The following is a 13,093-nucleotide window of genomic DNA, read 5'->3' on the forward strand; positions in this document are numbered from 1 at the left end:
GTGTCAGCCCTTGATGCCGGTCTGCGCGATCCCCTGGACCAGCCAGCGCTGGAGGAAGAGGAACACGAACACCAGGGGCAGGATGGAAATGGCGGCGGCCATGAAGATCAGGTGGAAGTTCACGGTCTGGTTGGTGATGAAGGAGGAGAGCGCGACCTGGACGGTCCAGGAGCTCGGGTCCTGAGCCAGGACCAGGGGCCACAGGAAGGAGTTCCAGGCGCTGATGAACGTGATCGTGGCGATGGCCGCGAAGAAGTTCAGCGAGTTGGGTACGACGATCCGCCAGTACGCGCCCCAGTAGCCGAGCCCGTCCACGCGTGCCGCCTCCTCCAGCTCCTTGGGGAATCCCAGGAAGTACTGCCGGAACAGGAAGCAGGTGAAGCCGCTGAACAGGCCCGGGATGATCAGACCACGATACGTGTCCACCCAGCCGAGGGACGAGACCAGCACGAAGCTGGGCACGAAGGTCACGGCCGTCGGGACCATCAGGGTCGCCAGGACGGCGTAGAAGACCTTGTCGGCATGCTTGTACGGGATGCGGGCCAGGCCGTAGCCGGCCAGGGAGCACACCAGGAGGGTGCCAAGCGTGGCCGAGACGGCGACGATCAGCGAGTTCACCATGGAGCGGCCGAACTCGACCGTGGGGTCGTCGAACAGTTCGGAGATGTTGCCCCACTGGAAGGAAGGCAGCACCTTCCAGTTCTCGCCCGTGATCTCGAGATCCGTGGACAGGGCGTTGCGGACGATCAGGTAGAAGGGGATCAGGAAGAGTAGGGCGGCGATGCCGACTGCTACGTACAGTCCCGAGTTGCCGAGAACGCCCCGGCCCTTCTTGCGCCGCTTGCCGACCTGAGGAGTGGTGGTGGTCACTTGCCCTCCTCCCCCCTTCCGAAGCCCATGAACTTGCCCTGGATCAGGGTGACGAGACAGATGAGGAGCGACAGGATGACGGCGCCCGCGCTGCCGGCGCCGTAGTCCTGGTTTGTGCCGAGGGCCGTCTTGTAGAGCTCCATGAGCGGTGTCTGGGCCCAGGTCGCCTTGAGGGTGATGATGTTGAAGAACTCGTCGAACGCCTGGTAGGCGGCGATGAGCAGCAGCAGGATCACGGCGGTCGAGGTGGCGCGCAGCTGCGGCAGCGTGATGTACCGGAAGGTCTGCCAGCCCGGCTTGGCGCCGTCGATGGCCGCGGCCTCGTACAGCTCGCCCGGGATGTTCTGCAGGGCCGCCAGGAACAGGATCATGTAGAAGCCGGACTGGATCCACAGCCGCAGGCTCACGATGACCACCCAATACCAGGGCGGACTGGGGTTGGCCAGGTAGGCGATGTTCTCGACGCCGAACCAGCCGAGGAAGGTGTTCATCAGGCCGAAGCGGACACCGCTGAAGATGGACATCTTCCAGATCAGCGAGGCGGCCACGTAGGAGACGGCGGTCGGCAGGAAGAACACCGAGCGGAAGAACGCCCGCATGAACCGCAGCCGGTGCACCAGCAGCGCCAGACCCAGCGACAGCGCCCAGGTGGTCGGCACGATGAACGCGGCGAACACGCTGAACGTCAGCAGTGAGTCGGGGAAACCGCTGTTGGTCAGGATCTGCTTGTAGTTGTCGAAGCCGATGAAGTGGCTCGGTGTGACGGTGTACCGCGCGTCGAAGAAGCTGAGCCAGACGCTCCAGAAGATCGGCACGAAGACGAAGATCACCAGGCCTATGAGGAAGGGCCCGGTGAAAAGCCAGAAGTTGAAGGTGGGGTTGCCCCGCAGGCCCCGCCGCGGCCGGGCCTTGGAGGCCTTGGCCGGGGCGGGCTGGGCGACCCCGCGCGTGGTGGTGGTCGACATGTCGTGGGGTTCCCTGCGGCCTATCCGAAGAGCTTCTTGAGTTCGACGTTGACCTTCTTGTCGCAGGTGTCGAGCGCCGACTCCGGGTTGCCGTTCTTACGGATGGAGGAGGCGATCACCTCGGCGAACGCGGTCTGCATCGTCTGGTCGTAGGCGATGTTGTCGAAGTGGCCGTAGTCGGTGAAGAGCTTCACGCCCTCGGCGGGCAGGCCGGACTTGAGCTTGGTCGCCGAGCTGGCGATCGAGGTACGCGGCGGGATGTGGAAGCCGTACGACGTGGCCCAGTCCTCCTGGTACTTCTTCTGGTCGATCCACAGCCACTTGACGTATTCCTTGGCCGCCTCGACGTTCTTGCCCTTGGCGTTGACGAAGATCGACCAGCCGCCGTTGTAGACGGACTGCTTGCCCGCGGACCCGATCTTCGGGAACGGGAAGATGCCGAGGTCGTCGCCGAGCGCCTTCTGCATGGCCGGCATGGACCACATGCCGCCCCACTGCATGGCACACAGGCCCTGGTTGAGCGAGGAGGGGTCCCAGAAGTCGGTGGGGGCGTCCAGGAGCACGTTGCCGCTGGTGAACAGCTTGCGAAGCTCCTTGAGACCCTCGACGACGCCGTCCGTGTGGTAGGCGATCTCGTTCTTCTCGTTGATCGTGTCGGCGCCGGCCGACCAGATGATGACGTTCTGGATCGCGGTGAAGTCGTTGCCGAGGAAGACGCCCTTGACCTTGCTGGTGGTGAGCTTGGCGGCGGCCTCGCTCAGCTCTTCCAGGGTGGTGGGGACCTCGACCTTGGCCGCCTCGAACATCGACTTGCGGTAGTAGAAGAACTGCGGGTCGTCGATCATCCGTATCCCGTAGATCTTCCCGTCGACCGTGTGGGACTTGATGTCGTTCGGGTTGAAGTCGTCCTTGACCGGGTCGATCAGGTCGGTGAGGTCGGCCACCTGGCCGCTCTTGACGAGCTGCAGCTGCGGGTGGAACTCGAAGACGTCGGGCGCCTTCTTGGTGAGCAGGGCGGCGAAGAGCGCGGACTCGAAGTTGTCGCCCGTGATCCAGTTGGTGCTGACGTCGGCCTTCTTGTACGCGGCCGCGTACTTCTTGATGGCCTGCTCGGTGCCCGCCTCGCCATAGGCGTGGAAGTACTGGGTCAGGGCCGTGCCCGAACCGCCGCCGCTGCTGCGGCCGGTGTTCCCGCCGCACGCGGCCAGTCCGCCGGCGGCGGCCAGACCCATCGCGGCCTGCAGAACGTTTCGACGGTTCCAGTTGGGGGTGCTCATTGCCGACATGCTGACGTCCTTGTCTCGAATACGGCTTGCGGCTCTGTGCCTTGGCTCTGCGGCTCAGTGCCAGGTGGCTCAAATGCTGTTGCGGTGCGGGGACGGTAACCTTCGACTAAGGCTTCGGCAAGGGGTTGGACGAAGTCTGCTCGAAGCGTTGTGCGGCGTTCGGGATACCGGACGTCCCGGGGTTGCGGGCCGCCGCACCAGCGGCCCGCAACCCCCTACGGGTGTGCCGTGTTACTGCCTGGACCAGGCCTGGTTGGTCCCGCCGTTGCAGGACCACAGGCCGACCTTGCTGCCGTCGGCGGTCGCTTGTCCGCCGACGTCCAGGCATTGGCCGGACGCCTCGCTGACGACCTGGCCGTTGGAGTTCAGCAGCCATCGCTGGCTGCCGTCACGGGCGGCTTCCGGACTCGTGGTGAGTCCCGAACCTCCCGCAGTCAGATAGCCGTTCACGCCCTTCAGGCGCCCCTTGGCGTCGTACGACCACACCTGCTCGGACCCGCCCGTGCAGCTGCTGATCGCCGCACCCGAGGCGTTCGCGGTCAGGCACTTGCCGGACTGCTTGCCCTGGAGCGCACCCGTGACCGCCGAAGTGCCGTGGCCCTTCTGGTCGAGGACGTACGTCGTGATGGACCGGGCCGGCAGGGTCGCCGACGCCGTGCCGCCTTTCACCGCGGGCTTCGCCACGTTTGCCCAGCTCTCGGTCGCCGAGGTCCGCACGGCCTTGCTCGCGCGCACCGGCGAACTGCTGTTGAAGTGCAACTGCAGGGCGGTGTCGGTGGTGTTGTGGTTGTTGGCCACAACCACCCACTTGCCGTGGTCGTCGTACGTCGACACCTCGACGCCGGCCGGGACGCCCGTCACGTTGTGGGCGACCGAGCCCGGCCGGACGAACTTGCTGTACTGGCCGAGCGCGTAGTAGCGCTTGGTGTAGTACAGGGTCTGGTTGCCGTTGGTCGCGTAGTTCGGGTCGTAGTAGATCAGGCCGTCGTTCCAGCCCTCGCTGTTCTTCGCGAGGGGGTCGGAGCCGATCTGCTCCGACAGGGCGACCCACCACTGGAACGCCGAGTCGTGCGCGGTCGCGAAGTCCTTGTAGATGATCCGGGACAGGTTCAGACCACCGTCGATGGTGGGGTCGTACTCCTGCGCCCAGCCCGTGCCGCCGTTGCCGAAGCAGCAGATCTCCGTGGACCAGGACTGCTTGCCGACCGACTTCGAGGTCTCGTAGACCTTCGCCCGCTGGTCGTCACCCGGGTTGTTGTACGTGTGGTGGGCGAGCTTGTCGACGTACTGCGCGGTGTCCGGCTGCGAGATCCACTGCGGGAGCTCGGTGTTGAAGCCCACCGTGCTGCTGGACTCGTCCGCGATGATGCCCGTCCGCTGGTGCCGTGCCTGCTGCTCGGCGCCCAACGCCCGCACGATGTCGTCGCGTTGGTCGACCGGGACCAGCATGCCCTCCTGGCCGCAGTCGGCGAAGCTGTTCGTCGGCTCGTTGAAGGGGCTGATGTAGTCGATCTTCACGCCCTGCTTGGCGAAGTGGGCCGTGACGTCGGCGACGTACTTCGCGAAGTCCTGGGTGTTCTCCGCCTTCAGATAACCGCCGCAGCTCAGGCCGTTGGTCTTCCACTGCGCGGGCGCGCTGTTGACGAAGGCGATGAGGTCCTTCACACCGTACTTGGCGGCGGCGTAGAGGTAGGCGCGGCCCGTCTTGTCCTTGCTCCAGTCGTACGACCCGTCCGCGCGCAGGAAGTCCTCGGGGGCGCGCGGCGCGTAGGTGACGCCGGTGCCGCCACCGCCGATGTTGTAGCGGTAACTGCTCAGCGCCAGGCCGTCCTTGGAGAACAGCAGCTTGGCGACCCGGGCCTGGACCTTCGGGTCGAAGTTCTTCAGGTCGTTGACCCACCAGGCGCCCGACGCACCGATGTTGTCGATGGTCTGGGCGGCGTGCGGGGACACTTCGGCAGCCGTGGCGGTGGCGGCCGAGGCGGGTGGAGCGGATATCAGGGGCCCGGCGACAGCGAACGCGGCTGCGGCTGTCAGCAGGGCCGATCTCCTGCGGTGGGGGTGAGACACGTGCATCCCTTCCGTCGTCATGAAGGTGGTGCGGTGCGGTACGGCTCCTAGCGTGGGTTGTGGGTCTTCACCCTCGCCGGGGTGGTGCGTTTCGCGGACCTCTGCCCGACCGACTGGAGCGCCCCTTCGAGCGCGAACGTCGCCGCACCCAGACACGCCGGGTCCGTGGGGATCGGGGAGAGGACGATCTCGGTGGCCGCCATCGGCCGGGGCAGCGCGTGCCGGGCGACGGCCTCGCGCACCTCCGCGACCAGGGGCTCGCCCAGGGCGGACGCGACCCAGCTGCTGAGCACGACCACCTCGGGGTTCAACAGGTTGACCAGGTGCGCGATGGAGGCGCCCAGATAGCGGGCGGTGTGCCGCACGACCTCCAGCGCCACCGGATCCTGCGTGAGCATCCCCCGGGCCAGCGCGGCGATCGTCGCCGTCTGGTCACCCGGGTGCAGCAGCTCGCTGTCGGGGTTCAGTTCCCGCAGGTTCAGCATGATCCCGGGCGCGCCCACGTACGTCTCCACACAGCCGTGGTTGCCGCAGCGGCACAGGCGTCCGTCCAGCACGATCGTGTTGTGGCCCCACTCGCCGGCGCTGTTGGAGACACCGCGGTGCAGTCCGCCGCCCAGGATCAGCCCGGCGCCCACGCCGGTCCCGAGGGTGACCACCACGGCGTTCCCGCGTCCGCGCGCGGCCCCGAACCAGAGCTCGGCCACGGCGACCGCGCGCAGCGGGTTGTCCAGGTAGAGGGGGTAGGCGATGTACTCGGAGAGCAGGTCGAGCAGTGGCACGTCGTGCCAGTCCCAGTTGGGGGCGTACTCCGAGATGCCGGTGGCCCGGTCCACCTGCCCCGGCACGCTCACCCCGACGCCGAGCACCCGGGCGCCCTCGATGCCGGCCTGGGTGACCACCGAACCGACGGCGGCGGCGACATGGCCGACCACCTGCTCGGGCAGGCTCTCACCGGGGCGGACGTCCTCCTCGGCGCGGGCCAGGACGTTCAGCCCGAGGTCGAACAGCTCGACATGGACGTAGGTCTCCGCGATGTCGACGCCGATCAGCGCGCCCCCCGACGCGTTGACGGCCACAAGCCCCCGGGGGCGCCCGCCGGCCGACTCCTCGAACCCGACCTCCGTGATCATGCGGAGGTCGAGCAGCTCGCCCACCAGCGTGGCGACGGTGGCCAGGCTCAGCCCGGTGGCCGCCGCCAGCTCCTGCCGGGAGGTGGGCGACTCGGCGATGATCTGGCGCAGCACCTCGTAGCGGTTCGCGGTGCGGATGTCGCGTGAAGTGCGCTTCATCGGTGCCGACCCCCATCCCTTCAGCTCATGCCGGGACGACAGTGGCACCGGCGCGGCGCAAGGCTATGGGCTGCGAGGGACTTTCGACAAGGGGTTAGGAAAGGGGCTTTATAAAGTCGGTCGACAGTCAGTCGGCGAGTACGTTCCGCACGAAGGCGTTGGCGAATTTTCCCTCGGGGTCCAGCTCACGCGCCAGCCTCCGGAAGTCGCCGAGCCGCGGGTAGCGCCCGCGCAGCACCTCCGCGGGCGTGGTGAACACCTTCCCCCAGTGCGGCCGCGCGTCGAAGGCGTCCAGCGCCTCCTCCAGCCGGCGCACCACCGGCGTGACGGCCGCCGTGTCCTCGATCCAGGTGAAGTGCAGGGCCACCGTGTCCCGGCCGTGGGCGGGGCTCAGCCACTGCTCGTCGGCGGCCATGGTCCGCACCTCGCAGATCTGCAGCACCCCGGCGACGGTCTCCCGGATGGCGTCCACCGCATGCAGCGCCTCGACGGCACGCTCGCGCGGCAGCAGGTACTCCGACTGGAGCTCCGCCCCGCTGCTCGGTGTGAACTCCGCCCGGAAATGAGGCAGTCGGTCGAGCCAGGGTCCCGGCACCCCGAACTGTTCGGTGCAGTTGAGCGCGGGCATTCCCGGCACCGGGTGCAGCTTCTCGGTGGCGGGCGTGGCCCAGGGGAAGTCGGCGAGCGGCTGGTCCACCCGCCGCTTGACCCACACCTGCCGGAAGCCCGGCGCACGCCAGTCGGTGAACAGGCTGACGCTGTACGCCGAGGACATGACCGTCCCGAAGGCCGCCGAGTCCAGTCCGGCGAGGGGGAGTTCGGTGAAGACGTACTGCTCCACGTCGAAGGACGGCACGAGGTCCAGGGTGAGCGCGGTGACGACACCCAGGGCGCCGAGCGAGGTGACCGCACCGCCGAACCGCTCGTCGTCCCGGCCGATCGTCAGCGCGGACCCGTCCGCGGTGACCAGTTCCACCTCGCGCACGGCCGACGCGAGCGGGCCGTTGCCGACGCCCGAACCGTGGGTGCCGGTCGCCACCGAGCCGGCCACCGAAATGTGCGGCAGCGAAGCCATGTTGGGCAGCGCGAGGCCGTGGGCGTACACCGTGCGGGCGAGTTCGGCGTAGCGGACGCCGCCCGAGACGCGTACCGTACCGGCCGCGGTGTCCACGTCGATCACCGGCGGCAGGTCCGCGATCGAGAGCAGGACGCCCTCGGGGCCCGGCTCGGCGATCTCGTTGAAGGAGTGCCCGCTGCCCAGTACCCGCACCCTGGCGCTGTCCCTGACCAGGGCGCCGATCCGGTCGAGCGAGTACGGGCGGTGCAGTTCCTTCGCGGCGTAGGTGATGTTCCCCGCCCAGTTGGTGATGGTCTCGGTCATGGCTGGCGTCCCTCTCGGCAAGTGCGTATGCATTGACCCTCTCATTTCCCGACACCTACCGTAGAGAGCGTTTTCTGCAACCTTTCCGGAAGGCCGGAGGATCATCACCTTGCCCGAGCGACCCCAGGCGCTGTTCGCCATGACCGCCGAGAACGTGCCGCTCGTCTTCCCCCCCGAGGTGCTGGCGCGGCTGCGCGCACTGGTGGACATCGACCCCGCGATCGTGGCCGAGGACCTCACCGACCCGCGCGTCGCCGGCGTCCTCGCCCGCACCGAGATCCTCGTGACCGGCTGGGGCTGCCCCCGCCTGGACGCGGCCGTCCTCGACGCCGCCCCGGAACTCCGTGCGGTCCTGCACTCGGCCGGCTCCGTCAAGGGCTTCGCCACACCGGAGATCTGGCGGCGCGGCATCGCCGTCTCCTCGGCCGCCGAGGCCAACGCGCTGCCCGTCGCCGAGTACACGCTCGCCATGATCCTGCTCGCCGGCAAGGACGTCCTCGTGCGCCGCGAGCGGCTGCGCGCGGAGCGGGCGTCCCCCGGCTGGGGCATCGTGCCGGAGATCGGCAACCACGGGCGCCGGGTCGGGGTGATCGGGGCGTCGCGGATCGGGCGGAAGGTGATCGAGCTGCTGCGGCCGTTCGACCTGGAGGTGAGCCTGACCGACCCGTACGTCGACGAGAGCGCGGCCCTGAAGCTGGGCGTCCGCCTGCAGGGCCTCGACGACCTGCTGCGCACCTCGCAGATCGTGACCGTGCACGCGCCCGAGACCCCCGAGACCCGGCACCTGATCGGCCGCCGTGAACTGGCCCTGATGCCGGACCGCGCGGTGCTGGTCAACACCGCGCGCGGGAGCCTGGTCGACACGGACGCCCTCGTCGGCGAACTGCGCACCGGGCGGCTCAGCGCGATCCTCGACGTGACCGACCCCGAGCCCCTGCCCGCCGACTCACCCCTCCACGACCTGCCGAACGCCTTCGTCACCCCGCACCTCGCGGGATCGCAGGGCAACGAACTGGCCCGGCTGGGTCTGGCGGTCGTGGCGGAGACGGAACGGGTGGTGTCGGGGGCGGGGCCGGCGTACCCGGTGGACTTCGGGGCGCTGGCGCGGGAGGCCTGACCGCCGTGGTGCGCAGGCCCTCGGACATGTCGTCACGGGCACCTCGGTAGCCTGCCCGGTCATGAGCCCCGAACCGCTTCCCGCCGCGCTCCCGCAGACCGAGCTGACCCGGCATCGCCGCCTGCGCGACCAGGGCAGCCTGCACCGGGCGGACCTGGAGGCGATCCTCGACGCCGGTTTCGTCTGCCATCTGGGGATCGTGGTCGAAGGGCGGCCGCTGGTCGTGCCCACGGTGTACGGGCGGGACGAGCGGCAGCTCTATCTGCACGGCTCGGTGGCCAGCCGCAGTCTCGCGGGCGGTACGCCGGTCTGTGTCACGGTCACCCATGTCGACGGGCTGGTGCTCGCGCGGTCCGTCTTCGAGCACGGCGTCAACTACCGCAGCGCCGTGATCCACGGCGAGGCCCGCAAAGTGACCGACCCCGAGGAGAAACTGACGGGCCTGCGCCTGCTGACCGACCACGCGGCACCCGGGCAGTGGTCGTACGCGCGCGAGCCGAGCCGTAAGGAACTGGCCGCCACCACTCTGCTCGCCCTGCCCCTCGACGAGGCCTCCGTCAAGATCCGCACCGGTGCGCCCGACGACGGCGACGGACCCGACGCTGAGCTGGGGCTGTGGGCCGGTGTGCTTCCGCTCACGTCCGTGTGGGGCGCGCCCGTTCCGGACCCCCTGCTGCCTCCGAAAACGCCCGTGCCGCCTCATATCGGGCGCCGTGAGGGGACCCGGCACGGGTGATGTCGGTGCGAGGGCATACCGTGAGGAGTCGGTCGTACGTCTGAGCCGGGAGGAGAACACGGGATGGGCAGCCGTACCGCGCTGGTCGAGGATCTGATGGAGCGGTTCCCGCAGGTACCGCGGGAAGCCGTCTTCAAAGAGGACCTGCTGCGGGGTGGTCTGGCCTTCGACCCCTCTGCCCTCAGCGACAACGAGTCGGGTGAGGTGAAGCCGAAGTCCTACTTCATCTTCTCCTTCGACCACGGCACCCTGCCGGAGCTGGGAGAGGCCGCGCTGCGGCGCCCGCCGGAGGAGATCATCCTCACGGGCGGGCCGTACGACCTGCGGCGGACCGTGGTGTCGGTGCGGGTCAACCCGTCCTCGCCGTACCGCGTCGCCGCCGACGAGGAGGGGCTGCTCGGTCTCTACCTCGACGGCAAGCGGATCGCCGACGTGGGTGTGCCGCCGATGCCGGAGTACTACCGGCACAAGCTCTCCAACGGGAAGTCCGTCATGGAGGTCGCCCCGACCATCCAGTGGGGCTACCTCGTCTACCTGACCGTCTTCCGGGTCTGCCAGTACTTCGGCGCCAAGGAGGAGTGCCAGTACTGCGACATCAACCACAACTGGCGCCAGCAGAAGGCGGCCGGGCGGCCGTACACCGGCGTCAAGGACGTCGACGAGGTCCTCGAAGCCCTGGAGATCATCGACCGGTACGACACCGCCAAGACGTCCACCGCCTACACCCTCACCGGCGGCGCGATCACCTCGAAGCTCCAGGGCCGCGACGAGGCCGACTTCTACGGTCTCTACGCCAAGGCCATCGAGGAGCACTTCCCGGGCCGGTGGATCGGCAAGGTCGTGGCGCAGGCGCTGCCGCGCGACGACGTGCAGCGGTTCAAGGACTACGGCGTGCAGATCTACCACCCCAACTACGAGGTGTGGGACGAGTACCTCTTCAAGATGTTCTGCCCGGGCAAGGAGCGGTACGTCGGCCGGGACGAGTGGCACAAGCGCATCCTGGACTCGGCCGAGGTGTTCGGCGCGCGCAACGTCATCCCCAACTTCGTGGCGGGCGTGGAGATGGCGGAGCCCTTCGGCTTCAAGACGGTCGACGAGGCCATCGCCTCCACCACCGAGGGCCTGCGCTTCTTCATGTCCCAGGGCATCACGCCCCGCTTCACCACCTGGTGCCCCGAGCCGACGACCCCGCTCGGCAAGGCCAACCCGCAGGGCGCGCCGCTGGAGTACCACATCCGGCTCCTCCAGGCGTATCGCCAGACCATGGACGACTTCGGGCTGGCCTTCCCGCCCGGATACGGCCCGCCCGGACCGGGCCGTGCCGTCTTCTCCGTGAGCTCCTTCATGGACAGCCTTCCGGCGCAGGAGCCGGTCGAGATCTGACCCGCTCGGCGGCCGGCTCCGGACGGCCGCCGAGGTCACTCGAACCCGCGCGACGCCACTCGAACCCGCGCGAAGTCACTTGAAGTCACCCGAAGCCGCGTGGATTTGGCCTGTGCCGACCGCGTCGGCCTCGGCCGGGGGTCGACTGCCGGAACACCTCACGGCCGGTCGTACGACACTGCGGCCCGAACCCCGTCTCGTGTGACGGCTGGTTCCTGTGGGGCTGAATTGATACGTTCCGGCTTCCGGTCCGTACTGAAGGGCGTAACTCCGCGCAGCATTGTGCCGTGGGCAGTGGACCGAACCCACGGTAACCGATTTGAATGGCCTGCTTGTCAGTTGTGTGGGAGACGTGAAAGGGTCCTGTCCTGCCGCGAGGTTCCCCCCCAACTCCTTAGCCAGTATGGCGAGTTGACGTCGCTTTCGATGCAGGAGACCCATGCCCGACCTGCCGACCCCCCAGGACGCCGCCGAGGCCGCGCTGTTCTCCGAGTGCTGGGATGCCGTGCTGTCGTACGCCGATCTGTGCACGGCCGGCTCCACCGCCGCCACGGAACTGGCCACGGAGGCGTTCTCCCGAGGGATGCACGAGGTCCGGGACGCGGAGGCCACCGTCCGCGGTGCCGGCCGCCGTCCGGTCCGGCTGCCTCGGATACCCCTGCTGCTGACCGCCGTTCGCGCCATGGCGTCGGAGTGGGAGGTAGATGGTCTGGGCCACCGGCTCGACCCCGACCTGCGGCTCTGGCTCAACTCCGACAAGGCCGCCCGGTACACCGGCCCGCCGCTCCAGCGGCCGATCGCGCTGCGCGGACTGCGTGACCTGCAGGCGGCGGACGCCGAACTGCTGTGGATGGCCGAGGTGGAGGCGCTGCCCCCGGGCGTGGTGGCCCGCCGGCTCGGCCTCGACCCGGCCACCGTCGGTGACGAACTCGCAGAGGTACGCGGCCTGTTCCGGGACCGCAGCCACCGCAACCATCTCGACACGCCGATGGACGCGCAGTGCCGCAGCTATGCCCGGCTGCTGGACGCGGTCACCCGGTCCACCTCCGGAGAGACGCCGAACGACCTCTCCCGTCACCTCGCGCGCTGCGTGGAGTGCGCGGAGGCCGCCGCCTGCCTCCGGCTGCACGGCGGCGGACTGCCCGCGGCCCTCTCCGGCGGGGTGATCGGCTGGGGCGGTCTCGCCTATCTGGAGCGTCGCCGCCGGGCCGCCGAGGTACGCCTGGGTGCCGGCCGTCCGGCGGCCCTGGAGGGCGGGCCCACGGACCCCGACGCGCACAAGGCGAAGGTCGTACGCAACGGGCTGCTCGTCGCGGCCGTCCTCGTCTCCGCGCTCGCCCTCGCCGTCTCGATGATGCCGGGCGACGACATGGACGGCCACGTGGCCAAGCCTGGCGTCGCGACCACCGCCGAGGGCCTTCCGGTGTCCAACCCCGGCGCGGGCGTCCCCGCCGCCACCTCGCGGGCGCCGAGTTCGGCGAAGTCCTCGCAGGCCACCGCGGCGAACCCTTCCGAGTCCACGGAGGCGAAGAACCCCGACCCCGAACCCCAGGGCACCACCTCCGCCGGCGTCGGGGAACCGGAGCCCGGCGAGAGCGCCGCACCGTCCTGCACGGTCGAGTACACCCTCGTCAAGCAGTGGCCCGACGGCTTCCAGGGCGCCGTCACCGTCACCACCGCTCAGGCCCTCGACGACTGGCAGGTCGTCTGGTCCTTCAAGGACGGCCAGAAGGTGACGCAGATGTGGGACGCGAGCTTCACCCAGAGCGGCACGAAGGTCACGGCGACGGCCGCCGACTACAACCAGTCGGTTCCCGCGAACGGTTCACTCTCCCTCGGTTTCCTCGCCTCCTGGCAGAGCAAGAACACACCGGCCTACGACTTCTCCCTCAACGGCCACGAGTGCGCCAAGTCCTGACGCGCACCGCCGGGTGCGGCCGGGCCTGCTTCGGCTGCACCCGCTCAGGGGCGCGGGGCTCCGCCGCGGGGCGCG

The 13,093-nt window shown here is 69.0% G+C and carries 10 protein-coding genes; 4 read left to right on the plus strand and 6 right to left on the minus strand.

Translation table 11 applies throughout. The annotated features are described in order from the left end of the window. Positions 1–3: 3 nt before the first annotated feature. The 6 genes from OHT57_RS38275 to OHT57_RS38300 all read right to left on the minus strand — a co-directional run bounded on the left by OHT57_RS38275 (position 4) and on the right by OHT57_RS38300 (position 7,864). Entirely contained in the window at positions 4–870 is an 867-nt protein-coding gene (locus OHT57_RS38275) for a carbohydrate ABC transporter permease (protein ID WP_328751367.1), read from the minus strand. Then, a complete protein-coding gene (locus tag OHT57_RS38280) occupies positions 867–1,835 on the minus strand; it encodes a carbohydrate ABC transporter permease (RefSeq protein WP_328751368.1) in 969 nt (322 codons plus the stop codon). Before OHT57_RS38280 ends, OHT57_RS38275 begins: the two co-directional genes overlap by 4 nt. Before the next feature lie 20 nt (positions 1,836–1,855). Next, positions 1,856–3,121: an ABC transporter substrate-binding protein gene (locus OHT57_RS38285; protein ID WP_328751369.1), complete on the minus strand. Its 1,266-nt coding sequence runs from the start codon at positions 3,119–3,121 to the stop codon at positions 1,856–1,858. 231 nt (positions 3,122–3,352) lie between these two features. Beyond that, positions 3,353–5,197 (minus strand): glycoside hydrolase, encoded by a 1,845-nt coding sequence (locus tag OHT57_RS38290; RefSeq protein ID WP_328751370.1) that lies wholly within the window; start codon positions 5,195–5,197, stop codon positions 3,353–3,355. Between the two features lie 41 nt (positions 5,198–5,238). Continuing rightward, entirely contained in the window at positions 5,239–6,483 is a 1,245-nt protein-coding gene (locus OHT57_RS38295; RefSeq protein WP_328751371.1) for an ROK family transcriptional regulator, read from the minus strand. 127 nt (positions 6,484–6,610) lie between these two features. Beyond that, positions 6,611–7,864, minus strand: coding sequence for a D-arabinono-1,4-lactone oxidase (locus OHT57_RS38300; protein WP_328751372.1), 1,254 nt, complete (start codon positions 7,862–7,864; stop codon positions 6,611–6,613). Positions 7,865–7,973: 109 nt separating this feature from the next. Between OHT57_RS38300 and OHT57_RS38305 the strand changes: the two genes are divergently transcribed. The 4 genes from OHT57_RS38305 to OHT57_RS38320 all read left to right on the plus strand — a co-directional run bounded on the left by OHT57_RS38305 (position 7,974) and on the right by OHT57_RS38320 (position 13,018). Further along, positions 7,974–8,981 carry a hydroxyacid dehydrogenase gene (locus tag OHT57_RS38305; protein ID WP_328751373.1) on the plus strand — a complete coding sequence of 336 codons (1,008 nt, stop codon included), beginning with the start codon at positions 7,974–7,976 and terminating at the stop codon, positions 8,979–8,981. 61 nt (positions 8,982–9,042) lie between these two features. After that, positions 9,043–9,717, plus strand: coding sequence for a pyridoxamine 5'-phosphate oxidase family protein (locus OHT57_RS38310; protein WP_328751374.1), 675 nt, complete (start codon positions 9,043–9,045; stop codon positions 9,715–9,717). 63 nt (positions 9,718–9,780) lie between these two features. Continuing rightward, positions 9,781–11,100 (plus strand): radical SAM protein, encoded by a 1,320-nt coding sequence (locus OHT57_RS38315; protein ID WP_328751375.1) that lies wholly within the window; start codon positions 9,781–9,783, stop codon positions 11,098–11,100. Between the two features lie 439 nt (positions 11,101–11,539). Then, the gene (locus OHT57_RS38320) at positions 11,540–13,018 is read left to right on the plus strand and encodes a cellulose-binding domain-containing protein (RefSeq protein WP_328751376.1); all 1,479 of its coding nucleotides are present in this window, start codon (positions 11,540–11,542) and stop codon (positions 13,016–13,018) included. Positions 13,019–13,093: the final 75 nt, after the last annotated feature.

This window comes from Streptomyces sp. NBC_00285, assembly GCF_036174265.1.
Classification (GTDB): Bacteria; Actinomycetota; Actinomycetes; order Streptomycetales; family Streptomycetaceae; genus Streptomyces.

Coding starts and splice junctions, on each gene's coding strand:
- OHT57_RS38300 (WP_328751372.1), bottom strand. CDS start 7,864: ATGACCGAGACCATCACCAACTGGGCGGGGAACATCACCTACGCCGCG.
- OHT57_RS38310 (WP_328751374.1), top strand. CDS start 9,043: ATGAGCCCCGAACCGCTTCCCGCCGCGCTCCCGCAGACCGAGCTGACC.
- OHT57_RS38280 (WP_328751368.1), bottom strand. CDS start 1,835: ATGTCGACCACCACCACGCGCGGGGTCGCCCAGCCCGCCCCGGCCAAG.
- OHT57_RS38315 (WP_328751375.1), top strand. CDS start 9,781: ATGGGCAGCCGTACCGCGCTGGTCGAGGATCTGATGGAGCGGTTCCCG.
- OHT57_RS38290 (WP_328751370.1), bottom strand. CDS start 5,197: ATGCACGTGTCTCACCCCCACCGCAGGAGATCGGCCCTGCTGACAGCC.
- OHT57_RS38320 (WP_328751376.1), top strand. CDS start 11,540: ATGCCCGACCTGCCGACCCCCCAGGACGCCGCCGAGGCCGCGCTGTTC.
- OHT57_RS38295 (WP_328751371.1), bottom strand. CDS start 6,483: ATGAAGCGCACTTCACGCGACATCCGCACCGCGAACCGCTACGAGGTG.
- OHT57_RS38285 (WP_328751369.1), bottom strand. CDS start 3,121: ATGTCGGCAATGAGCACCCCCAACTGGAACCGTCGAAACGTTCTGCAG.